General features: G+C 40.2%; 18 protein-coding genes and 1 pseudogene. 17 read left to right on the forward strand and 2 right to left on the reverse strand.

What is annotated here, in order from left to right; genetic code table 11:
• The 12 genes and pseudogenes from GHI45_RS08630 to GHI45_RS08685 all read left to right on the forward strand — a co-directional run.
• Positions 1–108 (forward strand): annotated as a pseudogene (locus GHI45_RS08630) (IS982 family transposase); the annotation flags it as partial.
• 159 nt (positions 109–267) lie between these two features.
• Entirely contained in the window at positions 268–1,401 is a 1,134-nt protein-coding gene (locus GHI45_RS08635) for an ABC transporter ATP-binding protein (RefSeq protein WP_147780392.1), read from the forward strand.
• Positions 1,394–2,029: an ABC transporter permease gene (locus tag GHI45_RS08640; RefSeq protein WP_147780391.1), complete on the forward strand. Its 636-nt coding sequence runs from the start codon at positions 1,394–1,396 to the stop codon at positions 2,027–2,029. The genes GHI45_RS08635 and GHI45_RS08640 overlap by 8 nt, the downstream gene beginning before the upstream one ends.
• A gap of 41 nt (positions 2,030–2,070) precedes the next feature.
• Positions 2,071–2,940 carry an osmoprotectant ABC transporter substrate-binding protein gene (locus GHI45_RS08645; protein WP_147780398.1) on the forward strand — a complete coding sequence of 290 codons (870 nt, stop codon included), beginning with the start codon at positions 2,071–2,073 and terminating at the stop codon, positions 2,938–2,940.
• Between the two features lies 1 nt (position 2,941).
• Positions 2,942–3,613 carry an ABC transporter permease gene (locus tag GHI45_RS08650; protein ID WP_187230111.1) on the forward strand — a complete coding sequence of 224 codons (672 nt, stop codon included), beginning with the start codon at positions 2,942–2,944 and terminating at the stop codon, positions 3,611–3,613.
• An 86-nt stretch (positions 3,614–3,699) separates the two neighbouring features.
• Positions 3,700–5,523, forward strand: coding sequence for a translation elongation factor 4 (gene lepA / locus GHI45_RS08655; protein WP_147780390.1), 1,824 nt, complete (start codon positions 3,700–3,702; stop codon positions 5,521–5,523).
• Positions 5,524–5,633: 110 nt separating this feature from the next.
• A complete protein-coding gene (locus GHI45_RS08660) occupies positions 5,634–6,443 on the forward strand; it encodes a transporter substrate-binding domain-containing protein (RefSeq protein WP_147780389.1) in 810 nt (269 codons plus the stop codon).
• A 10-nt stretch (positions 6,444–6,453) separates the two neighbouring features.
• Entirely contained in the window at positions 6,454–7,455 is a 1,002-nt protein-coding gene (gene argF, locus GHI45_RS08665; RefSeq protein WP_147780388.1) for an ornithine carbamoyltransferase, read from the forward strand.
• 175 nt (positions 7,456–7,630) lie between these two features.
• On the forward strand, positions 7,631–10,138 hold the full coding sequence (gyrA, locus tag GHI45_RS08670) for a DNA gyrase subunit A (RefSeq protein ID WP_147780387.1): 2,508 nt from the start codon (positions 7,631–7,633) through the stop codon (positions 10,136–10,138).
• Positions 10,139–10,206: 68 nt separating this feature from the next.
• Positions 10,207–11,283 (forward strand): FAD:protein FMN transferase, encoded by a 1,077-nt coding sequence (locus GHI45_RS08675; RefSeq protein WP_147780386.1) that lies wholly within the window; start codon positions 10,207–10,209, stop codon positions 11,281–11,283.
• Between the two features lie 100 nt (positions 11,284–11,383).
• A complete protein-coding gene (locus GHI45_RS08680; protein WP_147780385.1) occupies positions 11,384–11,650 on the forward strand; it encodes an ACT domain-containing protein in 267 nt (88 codons plus the stop codon).
• A gap of 12 nt (positions 11,651–11,662) precedes the next feature.
• Entirely contained in the window at positions 11,663–13,000 is a 1,338-nt protein-coding gene (locus GHI45_RS08685) for a PFL family protein (protein ID WP_147780384.1), read from the forward strand.
• 27 nt (positions 13,001–13,027) lie between these two features.
• Here GHI45_RS08685 and GHI45_RS08690 read toward each other — a convergent pair whose 3' ends face one another.
• Positions 13,028–13,219, reverse strand: a complete 192-nt coding sequence (locus GHI45_RS08690) for a hypothetical protein (RefSeq protein ID WP_147780383.1) — start codon at positions 13,217–13,219, stop codon at positions 13,028–13,030.
• Between the two features lie 67 nt (positions 13,220–13,286).
• Entirely contained in the window at positions 13,287–14,027 is a 741-nt protein-coding gene (locus GHI45_RS08695) for an SDR family NAD(P)-dependent oxidoreductase (protein WP_147780382.1), read from the reverse strand.
• A gap of 260 nt (positions 14,028–14,287) precedes the next feature.
• Here GHI45_RS08695 and pcrA point away from each other — a divergent pair, with 260 nt between their 5' ends.
• The 5 genes from pcrA (at position 14,288) to GHI45_RS08720 (ending at position 20,193) form a co-directional block, all read left to right on the forward strand.
• Positions 14,288–16,588, forward strand: coding sequence for a DNA helicase PcrA (gene pcrA / locus GHI45_RS08700; protein ID WP_147780381.1), 2,301 nt, complete (start codon positions 14,288–14,290; stop codon positions 16,586–16,588).
• A 65-nt stretch (positions 16,589–16,653) separates the two neighbouring features.
• Entirely contained in the window at positions 16,654–17,223 is a 570-nt protein-coding gene (locus GHI45_RS08705) for a DNA-3-methyladenine glycosylase I (RefSeq protein WP_147780380.1), read from the forward strand.
• 133 nt (positions 17,224–17,356) lie between these two features.
• Positions 17,357–18,286: a tRNA pseudouridine(55) synthase TruB gene (gene truB, locus GHI45_RS08710; RefSeq protein WP_147780379.1), complete on the forward strand. Its 930-nt coding sequence runs from the start codon at positions 17,357–17,359 to the stop codon at positions 18,284–18,286.
• A gap of 10 nt (positions 18,287–18,296) precedes the next feature.
• Positions 18,297–19,208 (forward strand): bifunctional riboflavin kinase/FAD synthetase, encoded by a 912-nt coding sequence (locus tag GHI45_RS08715; RefSeq protein WP_147780378.1) that lies wholly within the window; start codon positions 18,297–18,299, stop codon positions 19,206–19,208.
• Between the two features lie 31 nt (positions 19,209–19,239).
• On the forward strand, positions 19,240–20,193 hold the full coding sequence (locus GHI45_RS08720; RefSeq protein ID WP_147780377.1) for an L-lactate dehydrogenase: 954 nt from the start codon (positions 19,240–19,242) through the stop codon (positions 20,191–20,193).
• The last annotated feature ends 1 nt before the right edge of the window (position 20,194 follow it).

The following is a 20,194-nucleotide window of genomic DNA, read 5'->3' on the forward strand; positions in this document are numbered from 1 at the left end:
AAATTAGAAATGATCTTTTTAGCGTACTCTATTCTTCTAAAGCTGGCTAAAACATTGAAACCAGAGACTTTGAAGTACTCAATTGGCTATCAAGTGATGGCAAAATAATCAACTAGCAATTCGGGTATTTAAATTATATATGATATGAAAAACACAAAATTCAGTACGTAAAAGTTACACACTTTAATTTATGGTATAATATGTTATATAAATGTCAATAAAAATGTTTTTATAGCAATAGAAACAGAGTCAATAGAGGAGGAACGGATGACACAAGCCATTATTGAATTTAAGGATATTGAAAAATTATACGGCGATAATGTAGCGGTTGAGAAAATCAACTTGAAAATTATGCCGGGGGATTTTATCTGCTTTATCGGTACAAGTGGATCAGGTAAATCAACACTCTTGCGAATGATCAATCGTATGATTGAACCAACACATGGAGACATTTTATTCAATGGAGAGAACATTAAACGTTTTAATCCAATCGAACTGCGCCGAAAAATTGGCTACGTGATTCAAAGCATTGGGTTAATGCCACACATGTCGATTTATGATAACGTTACTTTAGTGCCAAAATTATTAAAGTGGAAAGAAAGCAGAAAGAAAGAAAAAGCCAAAAAACTCATCCAAATGGTTGAACTACCAGAAGAATATTTAGACCGTTATCCGTCTGAACTCTCAGGTGGTCAGCAGCAAAGGATTGGGGTTATTCGTGCCCTTGCAGCCGATCAAAACATTATTTTGATGGATGAACCATTCGGCGCCTTAGACCCAATCACGCGTGATGGTGTCCAAAATACAGTCAAATACCTGCAAGAAGAACTAGGTAAAACGATCGTATTAGTCACACATGACATGGATGAAGCCTTAAAATTGGCAACACGAATTGTTGTCATGGATTCTGGAAAAATGGTTCAACAAGGGACACCAGAAGAAATACTGAAAAATCCAGCCAATGAATTTGTTGAGAAAATGATTGGATCAGAACGATTGATTAGTGCGCAAGCCAACAATTCATGTGTTAAAGACATTATGTTGAGTCATCCCATTACTGTTGCCAAAGGCACACGATTGATTGATGCCGCACACAAAATGAAAGAAAGTCATGTGGACTCGCTTTTAGTCACCGAGGCTGGTCAACTTGTCGGTAAAATCGATATTGACCAATTTACTAAATCACTAAATAAAAACATTTTAGTTGAGGATTTGATGGTCAAGGTTCCTTTTACTGTTGATGAAAATGACAGCTTACGAGATGTTGTCGCGCCAATTTTAAAAGGTGGCGTAAAATTTGTTCCTGTCACTGATGACAAGAATCAAGTCAAAGGAATCATTACCCGCTCGTCATTGGTATCACTCATTTATGGTATTGTTTGGGGGGAGTCGAATGATTGAATTTTTAAATGAATACGGCAGTCAGTTATTAGTTAAGACTTGGGAACAACTTTACATCTCTGCATTGGCCATTCTTTTGGGAACTCTTTTTGCTGTCCCAATCGGGATTCTCCTCACGCGCGCACCAAAAAGTGCTAAATTTTTTATCGGGATTGCTAATATTTTTCAAACCATTCCCAGTTTAGCTCTTTTAGCCATGATGATTCCACTTTTTGGCATAGGAAAAACACCAGCAGTTATTGCACTTTTTATTTATTCCTTGCTGCCCATCATGCGTAATACCTATATCGGTTTATCAAATGTAGATCCAAACTTGATTGATAGTGCCAAAGGGATGGGAATGACGGCAAATGAACGCCTGTTCTACGTTGAACTGCCTCTCGCACTCCCTGTAATCATGGCCGGAATTCGATTGTCAACAGTCTATGTCATTTCTTGGGCAACGATTGCTTCATATATCGGTGCCGGTGGACTAGGAGACCTTATTTTTAGCGGCCTAAATCTTTTCAATCCGTCACTGATTATTGGAGGAACTATCCCCGTTATCATTCTTGCACTATTAGCAGATTTTTTACTTCAGAAGCTTGAAGATCGTGTGACCGTACATTCAGAAAGGAGTTCAATTTGAAGATACGTAAGTGGATTACATTTCTTGCCCTCTTTGGTGTAATGATTGGCTTGAGTGGGTGTTCAAGACTGACCAAAGGGTCATCAACCATTAAGATTGCTGCCATGAGTACGACAGAATCCAGCATTATGGCCAATATGATTGCTCAATTAGTGGCACATGATTTAGATTATAAGACAGAAATCATCTCAAATCTTGGCTCTTCAACAGTTGTTCATCAAGCCTTGGTAAGAGGTGATGCAGATATTGCTGCCACGCGTTATACAGGAACTGATTTGACAGGAACGCTTGGGATGGAAACAGAAAAAGACCCAGAAAAAGCAACCGAAATCGTTACAAAAGAATTTAAAGAACGCTACAAACAAACATGGTTCCCTTCTTATGGCTTTTCAGATACATATGCTTTTATGATTAAGTCTGATTTGGCAAAAGAAAAGAAAATCAATGACATTTCAGATTTGAAAAAAATTGCTTCAACTGCCAAAGTCGGTGTTGACAGTACGTGGATGAACAGAAAAGGGGATGGTTACTCTAGTTTCAAAGAAATTTATGGTTTTGATTTTGCCAATATCTATCCCATGCAGATTGGCCTCGTTTACGACGCTGTAGAAACAGACAAGATGCAAGCCGTATTGGGTTATTCAACCGACGGTCGCATTAAGAGTTATGATTTGAAGGTTTTGGAAGATAACAAACAGCTTTTCCCACCTTATCAAGCGTCAATGGTTGTCAATGATGACTTACTAGAAAAATATCCGAAACTGAGTGAGGTCTTGCATAAACTTGACGGAAAAATATCTGTAGAAGAAATGCAAAACTTGAACTATCAAGTGGATGACAAACTGCTTGAACCTTCTGTAGTCGCCAAGAACTTTTTAGAAGCACATGATTATTTTGAAGGAGACAACTAAAATGAAAGATATGAATACCCTGCAACAATTTATTTATTATTTCAGCCACAATGGCACCTATGTCCTCCAACAATTTATCACGCACTTTCTCATTTCCATCTATGGTGTCCTTTTAGCATCGCTCATCGGTATTCCACTGGGAATTATGATTGCTAAAAAAGGAAAATTGAAGAAATATATTCTAGGCGCAGCAAATGTCCTGCAAACCATACCATCGCTCGCTATGATTTCCATTCTCATGCTTGGGCTTGGTTTGGGTCAAAAAACGGTCATTGCGACCATTTTCCTTTATTCATTGTTGCCCATTATCAGTAATACTTATACGGGCTTAAAGAGTGTTGATGTTAATTTGGTTGATGCTGCAAAAGGAATGGGAATGACACGCAAACAACGGATGATTTTAGTTGAGTTGCCTCTATCGGTCTCAGTCATTATTGCAGGTGTCCGTAATGCCCTCGTTGTTGCAATAGGGATTACAGCTATTGGTGCCTTTGTTGGCGGTGGAGGCCTTGGCGATATTATTATCAGAGGTACCAACGCCACAAATGGGGGTGCCATTATTTTAGCGGGCGCATTGCCAACGGCCTTGATGGCAATTTTATCAGACCTTATCATGGGAGGAATTCAAAAATTCATTACTCCCAAAGGTTATCGTGTGAAAAGAAGTCAATAAGTTCAAAAATGAGTTCAACTTCCTTGTGGACTTATAGACTATGTTATAATAGTATCAATAGCCTAAATTTAAATGAGGAAATTCTAATGAATATCAAAGAAATGAACGAACGCAAGGAGAAAATCAGAAATTTCTCAATCATTGCACATATTGACCACGGGAAAAGTACACTGGCGGACCGAATTTTAGAGTTGACAGAAACCGTTTCAAAACGTGAATTACAAGCGCAAATGCTGGACAGCATGGATTTGGAGCGTGAACGTGGGATTACAATTAAATTAAATGCCATTGAATTGAATTATCATGCAAAAGATGGTGAAACTTACATTTTCCATTTGATTGACACTCCCGGTCACGTCGATTTTTCTTACGAAGTGTCTCGCTCACTGGCTGCCTGTGAAGGTGCCATTTTGGTGGTGGATGCAGCGCAAGGGATTGAAGCACAAACCTTGGCCAATGTCTATCTGGCTTTGGATAATGACCTTGAAATATTGCCGGTCATCAATAAAATTGACCTCCCATCTGCACAACCAGAAGTGGTGCGTCAAGAAATTGAAGATGTCATTGGTCTTGATGCTTCAGAAGCTGTTCTTGCTTCAGCGAAAGCAGGCATTGGGATTGAAGAAATTCTTGAACAAGTTGTTGAGAAAGTTCCAGCACCAAGTGGTGACGTTGAAGCACCTTTGAAAGCTTTGATTTTTGACTCTGTCTATGATTCTTATCGTGGGGTCATCTTGCAGGTTCGTCTCATGGACGGCTCTGTTAAAGTTGGCGACAAGATTAAATTGATGTCAAATGGCAAAGAATTTGATGTGACAGAAGTGGGAATTTTCACACCCAAAGCCGTTTCACGTGACTTTTTGATGGCAGGAGATGTTGGTTATATTGCAGCAGCCATCAAAACCGTACAAGATACTCGTGTCGGTGATACGATTACCTCAGCGGAAAATCCAGCACAAGAAGCTTTGACAGGCTATAAGAAAATGAACCCAATGGTATTTGCGGGGATTTATCCAGTCGAATCAAACAAATATAATGATTTGAGAGAAGCACTTGAACGTTTGCAGTTGAATGATGCCAGCCTTCAGTTTGAAGCTGAAACGTCACAAGCCTTGGGCTTTGGTTTCCGTTGTGGTTTCCTTGGTATGCTGCATATGGACGTCATTCAAGAACGTTTGGAGCGTGAATTCAATCTGGACTTGATAATGACAGCACCTTCTGTTGTCTATCATATCAAGACAACCTCAGGCGAAACGCTTGAAGTAGCCAACCCTTCAGAATTTCCAGACCCTACCCAAATTGAAGCTATTGAAGAGCCTTTTGTGAAGGCACAAATCATGGTTCCTAATGAATTTGTAGGTCCCGTCATGGAACTTGCGCAACGCAAACGTGGAGATTTCATCACCATGGATTATTTGGATGCTAACCGCGTCAATGTGCAATATCATATTCCTTTAAGTGAAATTGTTTTCGAGTTCTTCGACAAACTCAAATCATCAACTAAAGGCTATGCCAGTTTTGATTACGAAATTTCTGATTATCGTCCTTCAAACCTGGTCAAGATGGATATTTTGCTCAATGGTGATAAGGTCGATGCGCTCAGTTTCATTTCACATAAAGAATTCGCTCAAGAACGTGGCCGCTTGATTGTAGAAAAATTACGTAAATTAATTCCGCGTCAACAATTTGAAGTGCCGATTCAAGCCACGATTGGAAATAAAGTCATGGCCAGAAGTGACATTAAGGCCTTGCGTAAAAATGTGCTTGCCAAATGTTACGGTGGAGATATTTCACGTAAACGAAAACTCTTAGAAAAACAAAAAGCCGGTAAAAAGCGGATGAAAGCCATTGGCTCTGTGGAAGTCCCTCAAGAAGCCTTCCTTTCAGTCCTCTCCATGGATGAAGATTAAAAAGCGATTAGAACTCGCTTTTTTCTTTTTCATAATTATTAAATAATGTGTATAAATATTTGACATGTGATAATAATAATGTATAATTATTTAACAGGGAGAGATAAAGTATGAAAATTCAAAAAATATTAGTTGCTGGTCTTTTTATAATTGTCTTGGGAACTTTAACAGCTTGTCAGAAGAGCAAATCAAACGATGCGCTCAAGCAGATTAAAGAAAAAGGAATACTTACAGTTGCCTTATCGCCAGATGATCCGCCATTTGAGTATCAGATCATAAAAGATGGAAAAAATACCATTATCGGCTCAGATATTGATTTGGCAAATGAAATTGGTAAAAGCTTAGGCGTGAAAGTCAAATTTCAAAGTATGGATTTCAATAATGTATTAACTGCTTTAGCGAGTGGAAAAGCGGATATGGCGATTTCAGATATTTCATACACTGCAAAAAGGGCTCAAACTTACGATTTATCGACTATTTATTATCATACAAAAAATGTGATGCTTATTCAGAAAAGCAACATGAATAAATATAAAGAAATATCCGATTTGAAGGGGCAAAAAATAGCGGTTCAAAAAGGGACCGTCCAAGAAGAATTGGCGCAGAAAAAATTGCCTCAGCTAACCGCAATCGCCTTGAGTCAGATGGCTCCTGAAGTAACCGAGGTAAAGAATGGTCAGGTCGCGGGGGCAATCATGGAAAAGACGACTGCCGAAAGTTTTGTGGTCGCAAATCCTGACCTTGTCATCGCTGACATGACCTTGCCAGAGCTGACAGATACCTCAGGAATGGTCATTGCCATGCCTAAAGGATCTGGGGATTTGACACAGGAAGTAAATAAAATTATCAATCAGCTTTTGAAAGAAAATAAAATCGAAAAATCGATTCAAAAGCATTTTCAATTAGGACAAACAAAATAAAGGGGATAAAATGTTTCAAGGAAAAAGTTTTTTAAAAGAAGTTGATTTTACAAAAGAGCAGTTGCTTTATTTGATTGATTTTGCCATTCATCTGAAAAAATTGAAAGCCAATCATATTCCGCATCAGTATTTGACAGGGAAGAATTTAGCCTTGATATTTGAAAAAGCATCGACGCGTACCCGTGCTGCTTTTACGGTAGCGGGACAAGACTTAGGAGCGCATGTCGAATTTCTAGGACCGCTTGATATTCAACTTGGCAAAAAAGAATCGATTGCGGATACGGCAAAGGTTCTTGGTAAAATGTTTGACGGTCTTGAATTTCGTGGTTTTAAACAAGAAGACGTCGAAATTTTGGCTCAGGAGTCAGGTGTGCCAGTTTGGAATGGCTTGACAGATGCCTGGCATCCCACACAAATGTTGGCTGATTTTATGACCATGAAGGAACATTTTGGAAGTCTTAAAGGCTTGACTTTAGTTTATATTGGCGACGGTAGAAACAATGTGGCTCATTCTTTGTTGGTTACTGGGGCAATCTTAGGGGTCAATGTAACCATTGTTTCGTCGCTTGATTTACAACCCAAAAAGGACATTCAGCAGTTAGCGAAGAAATTGGCCCTGCAAAGTCAAGCCAAATTAAGTATTCGGTGTGATTTGGACGCAGTAGAAAAAGCAGACATTATTTATACGGATGTCTGGGTCAGCATGGGCGAAGAAAGTCAAACTTCTGAACGTATCAAGCAACTCCTAGCCTATCAAGTCAATAAAAAATTGACAGAAAAAATCATCAATAAGGACTTTATTTTCATGCATTGTTTGCCAAGTTTCCATGATTTGAACACGGAAATCATGAAAGAAATCAAATGGGAATACAATTTGGATGAGCTTGAAGTAACCGATGAGATTTTTAATTCGGAACATTCGGTTGTTTTTCAACAGGCAGAAAATCGAATGCATACCATAAAAGCAGTAATGGCAGCTACTTTAGGTAATCTTTTTATCCCTAAAATATAAAAAATGAGCCTGGCTCTTTTTTTATTTGTAAAAATGAGAGAAAGGCAAGCAAATAGTAGAAAAGCCCTCTTCAAGAAAGTCGCAAAAAATCAGATTTTTTGGTATAATTAAGGAAGTATGTTTACAAATGGAATGATATCCAGTTTTGTTAAATTTTGCTTTGAAAGTGGGAAACATGGAAGATAAAAATGTTGTAACAGTCAATCTAGCAAAAGAAATGCGAACAAGTTTCATCGACTATGCGATGTCAGTAATTGTTGCTCGTGCTTTGCCAGATGTCCGCGATGGTCTTAAACCTGTCCACCGCCGTATTATCTATGGAATGATTGATGGTGGATATACACCAGATAAACCACATCGTAAGTCTGCAAGTATTGTAGGGGATGTTATGGGTAAGTATCACCCACATGGTGATAGCTCAATATATGAAGCAATGGTCAGAATGGCACAATGGTGGAGTTACCGTCATTTGCTTGTGGATGGTCATGGTAACTTTGGTTCTATGGACGGCGATGGCGCTGCCGCAATGCGTTATACTGAAGCACGTATGTCCAAATTGGCGCTTGAACTTGTAAGTGACATTAACAAAAACACGGTTGATTTCGTTGACAACTATGACGGTTCACAACGTGAACCTGTGATTTTACCCGCTCGTTTTCCTAACCTTTTAGTAAATGGAACAACTGGGATTGCCGTAGGGATGGCAACTAATATTCCGCCGCATAACCTTGGCGAAACGATTGCAGCCGCAGACATGTTGATGGAAAATCCTGATGCAACACTTGCTGATTTGATGACCGTATTGCCTGGACCAGACTTCCCAACTGGTGGGATTGTCATGGGGAAAGCTGGCATTCGTCGTGCTTATGAAACTGGTAAAGGGTCAATCACGGTACGTGCGAAAACACATATCGAAGAACTTGCTGGCGGTAAAGAACGCATTGTTGTTACTGAATTGCCTTACATGGTCAATAAAGCCAAATTGGTTGAACACATTGTTCGTTTGAACCATGAAAAACGGATTGAAGGCTTAACAGCAGTTCGTGATGAATCAAACCGTGAAGGAATTCGTGTGGTTATCGAGGTTCGTCGTGATTTATCGGCTGCCGTAATTTTGAACAATTTGTTTAAATTGACTTCTTTGCAGACTTCATTTGGTTTTAATATGTTGGCGATTGAAAAAGGAATTCCTAAGGTTCTTTCGCTCAAACAAATTTTGGTGGATTATATTGAACACCAAATCGAAGTGGTAACCCGTCGGACACAATTCGATAAAACGCGTGCTGAAGCTCGCGCGCACATTTTAGAAGGCTTGCGCATTGCGCTTGATAATATCGATCGGATCATCAGTATCATTCGTGAGTCGAAAACGGATGCCATTGCTCAAGAAGCCATGATGGTTGAATTCTCGCTTTCTGAAAAACAATCACAAGCCATCTTGGACATGCGTTTGCGCCGTTTGACTGGTTTGGAACGTGATAAGATTGAAAATGAATATCAAGATTTAGTCGCTTTGATTGCTGACTTGGCTGATATTTTGGCAAAACCTGAACGCGTTAAAACCATTATTCGTGATGAAATGGAAGAAATCAAACGTAAATTCGCCGATGACCGTCGGACAGAATTGTTGGTCGGCGATGTCTTGACAATTGAAGATGAAGATTTGATTGAAGAAGAAGATGTCTTGATTACTTTGTCAAACAAGGGTTATATCAAACGTCTTGCCAATGACGAATTCCGTGCCCAAAACCGCGGTGGGCGTGGGGTTCAAGGCATGGGCATGAGTGATAATGACTTTGTTCAACACTTGGTTTCTACATCAACGCATGATTATTTGCTCTTCTTTACTAACAAAGGCCGTGTTTATCGGATGAAGGGATATGAAATTCCTGAATATGGACGGACTGCCAAAGGTCTTCCAATCGTTAATTTGCTGAAGCTTGACGATGGTGAAAAAGTACAAACAGTCATCAATGTCGCACATTCTGAAGAAGAACGTTATCTCTTCTTTACGACGCGTCTTGGTGTGGTTAAACGAACCAACTTGCACCAATTTGATAACATCAGAACCAATGGTTTGAAGGCATTGAATTTGCGTGACGAAGACGAATTGATCAATGTGCTTTTGACACATGGTCAAGAAGAAATTATCATTGGGACGCACAATGGCTATTCAGTTCGCTTTGTTGAAAATCTAGTTCGTGATATGGGCCGTGCCGCAACAGGGGTCAAAGGGGTTAATCTCCGTGAAGGTGACTTTGTTGTTGGTTCATCAACAGTTAAAGAAGGCCAAGAAATCTTGGTTATTGCTGAAAATGGTTTAGGAAAACGCACAGCAGCCAGCGAATACCCAACCAAAGGTCGTGGCGGTAAAGGGATTAAAGTAATGAACGTGACGGAACGGACAGGGAAGCTTGCTGGTCTGTCAGCCATTAACGGTGATGAAGATATCATGGTCATTACTGACACAGGTGTCATCATCAGAACAAGCGTTCAGAACATTTCTCAAACTGGACGTGCGGCACAAGGGGTTAAAGTCATGCGTCTTGATGACGATGCTCAAATCGTAACCTTTGCATTGGTTGAAGCAGAACTTGAGACTGATGAAGCGATTGATCAGGATGAAACGGAAGCTGTCAGCGCTGACAAGGCGATTGAAACAACGGAAACAACTGAAGAATAAAAATTTAATAAAGGAAAAACGAAACAGCTTTATCAAAAAGTTGTTTCTTTCGTGAAAAATTGAAAAGAATGAAAAAATTTGCTTTAATTTTAGCATTTGTGTCAAGCCTGAGTTTTTTAGCGGCTTGTTCATCAACTGCCGATAATCGAGATTTATTAACGACTCCTCTGACTAAAGATGTCAGTACCATGGGAACCTTTATTCAGGTAACGGTCTATGACAAAAACAAGGAAAATGCGGTCAAAGAGGCCCTCAAAATTCCGGTTCAGTACAACAGCTGGACAACCGTCAATTCAAATGGGTCACAGGTCGATCAAATCAATCAAAACGCTGGAATTAAACCTGTCCAAGTTGACAAAGGGGTTTATCAGCTGATTAAAGATGGTCTAGCTTATTCTGAACAATATCCAGAAAGTGGGTATGACATTACGGTTGGACGCTTGTCAAAACTCTGGGACATTGGTTTTCCTGATGAGAAAAAACCAACTCAAGCCGAGATTGATCAGGTTTTACCAACCATCAATTATAAATATGTCCAGATGGACGATGCGACTCACAGCGTATATTTGACGCATAAAGGAACCAAATTGGATTTGGGATCAATTGTCAAAGGGTATGTGGCCATGCTGATGGTGGACGATTTGAAGAAAGCAGGTGTGACAACAGGGATTGTTAACCTGGGTTCAAGTTCGATTTATGTGATTGGGGATTCTCCAAGAAGTAACAACTCAGCTTGGCGTATTGGTATTAAAAATCCGAATGATCCGACTGGGGCACAGATGGGAGTCTTGCAAGCGGCTAACCAGCACGTCAATACCTCAGGTATTTATGAACGTTATCTGACTGTTGACGGTGTCAAGTATTCTCATGAATTAAATCCAAAAACGGGCTATCCATTTAACAACGACATCGCAAGCATTACCTTATTGATTTCTGGTGAAGATCCAACCAACGGCGATGGCTTATCAACGGTTCTCTTTAGTATGGGAACTAAAGAAGCATACGAAATGGTTGAAAAAATGAAAAATACCGACGTGGTCATTGTTGACAAAGATAATAAAGTCTATTTGACTTCTGGTGTCAAAAATAAATTTGAATTGACCAGTTCCGACTTTAAAATTGGAAATATCAACGATTTGAAATAAGTTTTAAAAAGCTGTCAGCACTGACAGCTTTTATTGTTTGTGTGTGATTGAACAAAAAATGATATAATGATAGAAAATTTGTTTTAGAAAAGAGAAAATCATGCAAGCAGTTGTAACAGTAGTTGGGTCAGACAAAGTGGGGATTGTTGCGGGTATCACAGCAACTTTGGCTGATTTAAATGTCAATATTTTGGAAATGTCACAGACCCTGATGAGAGGGGCATTCACCATGATGATGGTGGTCAGTATCGAAGATGGGGTTAATTTTTTGACTCTGCAAGAAAAAATCCAAGCCAAAGGTGATGCTTTAGGCGTTCGTGTTCACCTTCAAAACGAGGCAATTTTTAATGCCATGCATGAGTTGTAAGGGGGATTCAGAATGGAAATTCAAAAAATTAAAGAAACTTTGTCCATGATTGACGAGCAAAATTTTGACATTCGAACGATTACTATGGGCATTAGTTTATTAGACTGCATCGACCCTGATATTAACCGGGCTGCTGAAAAAATTTATCAAAAAATCTTATTAAAAGCAGGAAATTTGGTCAAGGTTGGCGATGAGATTGGGCAAGAACTTGGTATTAAAATTGTCAATAAACGGGTGTCAGTAACGCCGATTGCTTTGATTGGCGCTGCAACAGACAGCGATGATTATACACCGCTCGCGCTGGCCATGGATAAGGTAGCCAAAGAGATTGGCATTGATTTTATTGGCGGATTTTCGGCACTTGTCCAAAAAGGCTATCAAAAGGGAGATAAAATTTTGATTGATAGCTTGCCCAATGCACTGGCGGCAACGGACAGAGTTTGTGCCTCTGTCAATATCGGCTCAACCAAAGCAGGCATTAATATGACAGCAGTCAAAGACATGGGCGAAATCATCAAGAAAATGGCTGCGCGTGATAAAATGGCCTGTGCCAAATTGGTCGTTTTTGCCAATGCAGTTGAGGACAATCCGTTTATGGCGGGTGCTTTTCATGGTGTCGGCGAGGCAGATGTCGTTATCAATGTCGGAGTTTCAGGCCCAGGTGTTGTCAAACGTGCCTTGGAAAAAATCCCAGGTGCAAGTTTTGATGTGGTTGCTGAAACCATTAAGAAAACGGCATTTAAAATCACACGCATTGGTCAGTTGATTGGGAAAATGGCAAGCGAACGTTTGAATGTCCCTTTTGGCGTGGTCGATTTGTCGCTTGCACCAACGCCAGCCGTTGGCGATTCCGTTGCTCGTGTCCTTGAAGAAATCGGTATTGAAACAGTTGGAACGCACGGCACGATTGCTGCGCTTGCCATGCTCAATGACGCAGTCAAAAAGGGAGGCGTCATGGCGGCCGAAAAAGTGGGTGGTCTATCAGGTGCCTTTATTCCAGTGTCTGAAGACGAAGGCATGATTGCGGCGGTCAATTCGGGCGCCCTGTCACTTGATAAACTGGAAGGCATGACCTGCGTTTGCTCGGTTGGCCTTGACATGATTGCCATTCCTGAAACGACACCAGCAAGTACCATTTCTGGTATGATTGCTGACGAAGCAGCGATTGGCGTTATCAATCAAAAGACAACAGCGGTTCGCGTGATCCCGCTTGGCAAGGCAGGCCAACAAATCGAATTCGGCGGTCTTTTGGGCACGGCGCCAGTCATGCCGGTCAATCAAGCGTCATCAGAAGATTTTATCGCGCGTGGTGGACAAATTCCAGCACCAATTCATTCCTTTAAGAATTAAAAAAAGCTGTCAGAACTGACAGCTTTTTTAGCAATGTCCTTCGGCAGTTTCATTGATCCAGCTAGAGCTGACATTGTCAAAAATCCGAAGTTTAGGGTTCTTTCTAACAAAGTCGATGATTTCGGCTCGCGAAAGTCCAGTAAGTTCTTGGGCTGTTAAAACGGAATTCACTTCCATCTTTGTCAGCGCCTCAGTCAAACGTACATATTCTTTTTCCATAGCCACATTATCCTGTATTTTAGTAGCTTTGTCAACAAAAAAAGTAAGCCACGCTTACTTTTAATTTTTAAGCTAAGGTTCCGCCATCAACGATAAATTCGGCACCTGTTGAATATGAAGAATCGTCAGAAGCAAGGAAAAGCACCAGTTTTGAAATTTCCGCTGGTTTTGCCATGCGTTTCATTGGAATGGTTGTCTTGAACTGTTCAATGGCTTCTTTTTGAGCGCCAGTCGCTTCAAGCACCATTGGTGTTTCAACAGCACCCGGGTGAACAGAATTCACACGGATATTTTTGGCAGCAAATTCAAGCGCAGCCGAACGTGTTAAGCCACGAACAGCGAATTTTGAGCTGACATAAGCATAGCCGCCTGCTGAGCCGTGGAAACCTTCAATCGATGAAATGTTAATGATTGAGGCAGCCTTGCTCTTTTCAAGCAAAGGAAGTGCATATTTCATGCCCAAGAAGACAGAAAGCTGATTGATTTCAATGGATTTCATGTATTGGTCTTTTGTCATAGCTGACAAGGGAAGGAAGACGCTGATTCCGGCATTATTGACCAAAATATCCAATACACCGTCGTTTGCCTCGATGGTAGCCATCGCATTTTGCCAGTCTTCTTCATTGGTGACATCGAGATGGACAAAGTGCGCTTTGTCGCCCAATTCTGTGGCGGTTGCCAATCCTTTTTCGTCATTAATATCTGCCAAATAAACGGTTGCACCTTCGGCGATAAAAGTTTCTGCATGGCCTTTACCCATGCCCATTGAAGCGCCAGTAACGAGTGCGACTTTACCTGCTAGTTTCATTGAAAAATCCTCCAATATGTATATTTTGTTATACTTTTATTATACGCTTACATTTCAAAAATGTCATTAAATAATATGAATAATTATATTAATTTTAGATTTCAAAGAGATATTTTTTTGTCAGTGCTGACAAAAGGGAAGCTGTTAAAATGAGAAAAATTTCATCAAATCATTCCTGTCATAATCTGAAAGTCATGGTATAATAGAGGAGCTGAACATTTAGAAAAGCAAGTGAAATTGCTCAAATAAGGAAAGAAAAAATGAATCAATTACTCCAAGGAATGAATGAAAAACAGGCAAAGGCAGTCGTAACTACGGAGGGGCCTCTTTTAATTATGGCGGGTGCAGGATCTGGAAAAACACGGGTTTTAACGCACCGTATCGCTTATCTGATTGATGAAAAAATGGTTAACCCATGGAATATTTTAGCCATTACCTTTACGAATAAAGCGGCCCGTGAAATGCGTGAACGTGCATTGGTATTGACGCCACGTGCGCAAGATACCCTGATTGCCACATTTCACTCCATGTGTGTTCGAATTTTGAGACGTGACGCGGATCATATTGGTTACAACCGAAACTTTACGATTGTTGACCCAGGTGAACAAAAAACCTTAATGAAACGAATTTTGAAGGAAATGAACTTGGATCCTAAAAAATGGGAACCAAAAACCCTTTTAGGAACCATTTCCAATGCAAAAAATGACTTGCTCGACGAAGAAGCTTACGAGGCACAAGCGAACGCAAGAAATCCTTACGAATTGCTGACTGCACGCGTTTATAAAGCTTATCAAGCAGAATTACGTAAGTCAGAAGCTATGGATTTTGATGACTTAATCATGCAAACCTTGCGTTTATTTGATAAAAACCCTGATGTATTGACTTATTACCAAGGGAAATTCCAATACATTCATGTGGACGAATATCAAGATACCAACCATGCTCAATATCAACTCGTCAAATTACTGGCTTCACGTTTTGAAAATCTTTGTGTTGTTGGTGATGCTGACCAATCAATCTATGGCTGGCGTGGAGCAGATATGCAAAACATTTTAGACTTCGAGAAGGATTATCCAAAAGCTCAAGTCGTTTTGCTTGAAGAAAACTATCGCTCAACAAAAACCATTTTGCAAGCGGCCAATAATGTCATTAAAAATAATGTCAATCGTCGTCCGAAAGACTTATGGACACAAAATGACGAAGGCGAGTCAATCGTCTATTATCGTGCCAATGATGAACGAGATGAAGCCATCTTTGCAGCACAAAAAATCACGGAACAAGTCCGCCTAGAAGGTAAGAAATACAGTGATTTTGCTGTGCTTTACCGGACAAATGCTCAATCACGTAATATTGAAGAAGCATTTCTGAAGTCAAACATTCCTTATGGCATGGTCGGTGGAACTAAGTTCTATTCACGTAAAGAAATTCGTGATGTCATTTCATACTTGAATGTCATTGCTAATCCATCGGATAATTTGAGCTTTGAGCGTATTATCAACGAACCTAAACGTGGCATTGGCCCAGGAACCGTCGATAAGTTACGTCAATTTGCCAATAGCCGTGAGAAGTCGATGGAAGAAGTTACCATGGACATTACCTTGTCTGATGTCCGTGGAAAAGCAGCAGGTGCTATTTTTGATTTGGGCGTCATGTTTGACTTATTGCGTCAGCGTGCAGACCAGATGACCATCACGGAAATGGTTGAAGAAGTCCTCAAACGTTCAGGTTATTTGGACAGTCTTAAAATCCAAAATAACATTGAAAGTCAAAGTCGGGTTGAGAATATCGAAGAATTCTTATCTGTGACAAAAAATTTCGATGAAAAGACAGAACAACCAACTGATGTCACAACTGCCGAGCCGATTGAAGAAACAGGGCTTGATAAATTGAGCCGTTTCTTGAATGATTTGAGCTTGATTGCCGATACTGACTCGGTTGAAGAAGACTCAGATGTTGTCACATTGATGACCTTACACGCAGCCAAAGGGCTTGAATTTCCGATTGTCTTTTTGATTGGGATGGAAGAAAATATTTTCCCACTTGGACGTGCCAATGAGGACGCAGAAGAGCTTGAAGAAGAGCGCAGACTTGCTTATGTCGGAATTACGAGAGCTGAAAAAACCTTGTATTTGACAAATGCCAACCAACGTGTCCTTTATGGTAAATCAAGTTACAATCGTCCAAGTCGTTTCATCAGTGAAATTGATGACAACTTGCTTGAGTATGCTGGACTTGCCAGAAAAGCCAACACAAGTTTCAATGCAAGCTATAAAAATAATAATGGCACTACCCGTTTTGGTTCAGGACTATCAATGACAGATGCCATTCATAATCGTAAAGCTGCAATCAACCCTGCTAGTAAAGTTGTTAAAAACACAGCCAACAATAAGGCAGTGGTCAATTGGCAAATCGGAGATACCGTACTTCATCGCAAATGGGGCGAAGGAATGGTGCTCAGTGTAACAGGTTCTGGAAATAATATGGAATTGAAAATCAATTTCCCAGAAGTGGGCATGAAACGCCTATTGGCAGCTATGGCACCGATTGAGAAAAAAGAATAAAAAGGTAAAATGTTCTTACTTAACATAAAGTAAATTATGTTAAATATATAAAAAGGAGAATGCTTATGACAGAAAAACAGCGTTGTGCTTGGTGTCAGAGTTCAGAAAAGATGATTCATTATCATGATACATTTTGGGGGAGTCCGCTTCATGATGACCAAGAATTATTTGCAAAATTGATTTTGGACATCAATCAAGCAGGTCTTTCATGGAAAACTATTTTGAACAAACAAGAAAATTTTTATGCTGCCTTTGATGAATTCGACATTGAAAAAGTAGCGGCCTATGATGAACAGAAGGTTGAAACACTCATGCAAGATGCGGGAATTATTCGCAACCGAATGAAAATCAATGCCGCGATTGCCAATGCAAAATTGGTGCTCGAAATTCAAAAAGAATGGGGCTCATTTGATGCTTATATCTGGTCGTTCACAGAGGGGCAAGTTGAACAACACCATGTTATTGACGAGGCAATGGTTCCCGCAACCAATGAGCTGTCAGATCGCATGAGTAAGGCCATGAAAAAACGGGGCTTTAAATTCACCGGCTCTACGGTCATTTATGCCTATTTGCAGGCCATTGGTGTCATCAATGACCACGTTGAGAGCTGTTTTAGAATGTCTGAATTAGCATAAAAGATGAGCTGTTCCGTTCTTCTACTGAAACAGAAGATAAAGAAATGACTTTTAAGAAGTCATTTTTCTTTTTTTTACAAATACAAAAAGTAGAAAAAAGCCATTTTTAGAAATAAATGATATAATTCTAGAGATGAATGAAAATTGGAATGGAATTTTAAATGTCTATAAGGAAGCCGGCTGGACATCTTTTGATGTGGTTGCGAAGCTCCGAGGCATTTTGAAAACAAAAAAAATCGGTCATGGAGGAACGTTGGATCCTGAAGTTACGGGCGTTTTGCCTGTTGCCGTTGGGAAAGCAACGCGCCTTCTTGAATATATGGAACAAGCTGGAAAAGTCTATGAAGGCGAAGTGACGCTTGGCTTTTCGACGGACACAGAAGATGCGCAAGGCAAAGTGATTTCACGTACACCGCTTTTGGAAACGGTCAGCGCTGACAGAATTGATGCGGCTATCGCAAGCTTTGTCGGTGAAATTGAACAAATTCCGCCCATGTATTCGGCGGTCAAAATCAACGGCAAAAAGCTGTACGAGTATGCACGGGAAGGCAAAGTAATCGACCGCCCCGCCCGTTTGATCACCATAAAATCTTTTGAGCGAACAAGTCCTGTCAGCTATGACGCAAATGAACAGACGGCTCGTTTTCGCTTTAAAGTAGCCTGTAGCAAAGGAACCTATGTCAGAACCTTATCTGTTGATTTGGCTCAAAAATTGGGACTGGCTGGTCATATGTCACAGTTACAAAGAACCGCAGCCAACGGCCTTTTAATTGATCAAGCAATCTCGCTTGAAACCATCGAAAAAATGCGTGATGAAAATCGACTTTCTGAATTTTTGTATCCGATTGAGTATGCTGTTTCAGATTTGACGAAAATCAATTTGAGTCAAGCACAGGCAGAGGCAGCAAAAGTGGGCAAAAAGTTTGACCAAGCTGATTTTGTGGCACTGTCAGCGCTGACAACAGACAAATTTGCTGCTATGTATGACAATCAACTGGTCGCTATCTATATGAAACATCCCGAAAAAGAAGGAGTTTGGAAGCCAAGCAAAGTTTTTGGCTAAAAGAATTGTTATGGAAATATTAGATTATGATGATAATATGCGCTTTGATGATGCATCCGTTTTGGTTTTAGGTTATTTTGACGGCCTCCACCGTGGACATCAGGCACTCTTTGCTAAGGCTAGAGAAGTCGCCAAAGCAAAAAATTTGAAAATTGTTGTGCTTACTTTTCCAGAAAAGCCAAGCTTGACATTTAAAAAATTTGAACCAGACATGCTTTTAAAACTAACAAGTGATAAGAAAAGAGCAGCCTTATTTGCTGAAAATGGGGTTGATTTTTTGGTATTTAAGGACATGACGTCTTCATTTGCCAAAATGACAACCACTGAATTTAGCGAAAAGATCCTTTCAAAATTCAATCCAAAAGTGATTATTACTGGGTTCGATCATAAAACAGGTTCAGACATGAAACAACTTGAAGCGACGGATCAATATGAAGCCATTCATGTTCCTCAAGTGTCTGATGGTGGGCTTAAAATTTCATCTACACGCATTCGTGATGCCATCAATCAGGGCGACATCGAAAAGGCCAATGCCCTTTTAGGTTATTCGTACGAAATGACCGGCCTTGTGGTACATGGTTTTGCAAGAGGTCGCCAGTTGGGCTATCCAACAGCAAATTTGGTCATTAAAGACTATATTCGTATTCCGCCAGCAGGCGTTTATACAGTAGATGTTTTAATTCAAGGCGAACGTCATCGTGGCTTTGCGTCTATTGGTTACAACGAGACTTTCAATGGCAAAGAACAAACCATCGAGGTTCACGTTTTTGATTTTGATTTGGATATTTATGGCGAAAAATTGACGGTTTATTGGCTGGATAAAATCCGTGACATGATTAAATTTGATGGGATTGACGCCTTAGTTGAGCAAATGAAGCAAGACGAAGTGCTTGCGAGAGCTTATCAAAATAAGGTAAAATAATTAAGAGTTACAATTAAAGGAGAATTCACAATTGAGTAAAGTAGCGATTGTTGGTGCCGGTGCCGTTGGCATGACTTATGCCAATACACTTGTCGCAGGGGATTTCGTTGACGAAATTGCCATCATCGACCTGAACAAGGAAAAAACACAGGCAAACGCTTGGGATTTACTCCACGCAGTTCCTTATCTTTCAACATCAACAAAAAAAATTACGTCAGCTGACTATGCTGACTGTCATGACGCAGATATTGTTGTCATTACTGCCAACGCTCGTGCAGCAACATTTGATGGCGATTTAGACCGTTTGAAACTTTTAGAAGCGAACGTGTCAATGATTAAGTCCATCACCCAAAGTGTAATGGCTTCAGGGTTTAATGGGATTTTCTTGGTTGCCTCAAATCCAGTAGATGTGATTTCTCAAGTCATCGCTGAAGTTTCAGGCTTGCCTAATAATCAAATCATTGGAACAGGGACACTTTTGGAAACGGCACGTTTACGTGATATGATTGCAGAAGAACTTGATGTCGATCCAAAAAACATTCATGGGTACGTTCTAGGCGAACATGGTAGCTCAAGTTTTGCAGCTTGGTCTAACATGATGATTGGCTCGCTTCCGTTGACAACCTGGTTGAAAAAACATCCTCAATCAAAATTAGCTGATTTTGACTATTTTGACAATCGCGTGCGCGACATTGGTTTTGAAATTTTCACTGGCAAAGGCAACACGTCATACGGCATTGCTTCCGTTCTTGCCCGCTTGACCATTGCAATTACCCGTAATGAAAAAGCCATTTTACCTGTTTCAACTTATCTTGAAGGACAATATGGCATTACAGATACCTATATCGGTACCGTTGCCGTGATTGACCATACTGGAGTACGTGAGGTCTTTGAACTTGATTTGAATGCCCTGGAGCAGGAAAGTTACTTAAAATCAGCAGAGATTTTAAAAGAAAATTTTGAGTCGATTAAAGACAAACTTTAAA

The organism is Lactococcus sp. dk101 (assembly GCF_009601055.1).
Taxonomy (GTDB): domain Bacteria; phylum Bacillota; class Bacilli; order Lactobacillales; family Streptococcaceae; genus Lactococcus.

Coding starts and splice junctions, on each gene's coding strand:
- GHI45_RS08645 (WP_147780398.1), top strand. CDS start 2,071: ATGATTGGCTTGAGTGGGTGTTCAAGACTGACCAAAGGGTCATCAACC.
- GHI45_RS08695 (WP_147780382.1), bottom strand. CDS start 14,027: ATGAAACTAGCAGGTAAAGTCGCACTCGTTACTGGCGCTTCAATGGGC.
- GHI45_RS08680 (WP_147780385.1), top strand. CDS start 11,384: ATGCAAGCAGTTGTAACAGTAGTTGGGTCAGACAAAGTGGGGATTGTT.
- GHI45_RS08675 (WP_147780386.1), top strand. CDS start 10,207: ATGAAAAAATTTGCTTTAATTTTAGCATTTGTGTCAAGCCTGAGTTTT.
- GHI45_RS08640 (WP_147780391.1), top strand. CDS start 1,394: ATGATTGAATTTTTAAATGAATACGGCAGTCAGTTATTAGTTAAGACT.
- lepA (WP_147780390.1), top strand. CDS start 3,700: ATGAATATCAAAGAAATGAACGAACGCAAGGAGAAAATCAGAAATTTC.
- gyrA (WP_147780387.1), top strand. CDS start 7,631: ATGGAAGATAAAAATGTTGTAACAGTCAATCTAGCAAAAGAAATGCGA.
- pcrA (WP_147780381.1), top strand. CDS start 14,288: ATGAATCAATTACTCCAAGGAATGAATGAAAAACAGGCAAAGGCAGTC.
- GHI45_RS08660 (WP_147780389.1), top strand. CDS start 5,634: ATGAAAATTCAAAAAATATTAGTTGCTGGTCTTTTTATAATTGTCTTG.
- GHI45_RS08650 (WP_187230111.1), top strand. CDS start 2,942: ATGAAAGATATGAATACCCTGCAACAATTTATTTATTATTTCAGCCAC.
- GHI45_RS08685 (WP_147780384.1), top strand. CDS start 11,663: ATGGAAATTCAAAAAATTAAAGAAACTTTGTCCATGATTGACGAGCAA.
- truB (WP_147780379.1), top strand. CDS start 17,357: ATGAATGAAAATTGGAATGGAATTTTAAATGTCTATAAGGAAGCCGGC.
- GHI45_RS08635 (WP_147780392.1), top strand. CDS start 268: ATGACACAAGCCATTATTGAATTTAAGGATATTGAAAAATTATACGGC.
- argF (WP_147780388.1), top strand. CDS start 6,454: ATGTTTCAAGGAAAAAGTTTTTTAAAAGAAGTTGATTTTACAAAAGAG.
- GHI45_RS08690 (WP_147780383.1), bottom strand. CDS start 13,219: ATGGAAAAAGAATATGTACGTTTGACTGAGGCGCTGACAAAGATGGAA.
- GHI45_RS08715 (WP_147780378.1), top strand. CDS start 18,297: ATGGAAATATTAGATTATGATGATAATATGCGCTTTGATGATGCATCC.
- GHI45_RS08705 (WP_147780380.1), top strand. CDS start 16,654: ATGACAGAAAAACAGCGTTGTGCTTGGTGTCAGAGTTCAGAAAAGATG.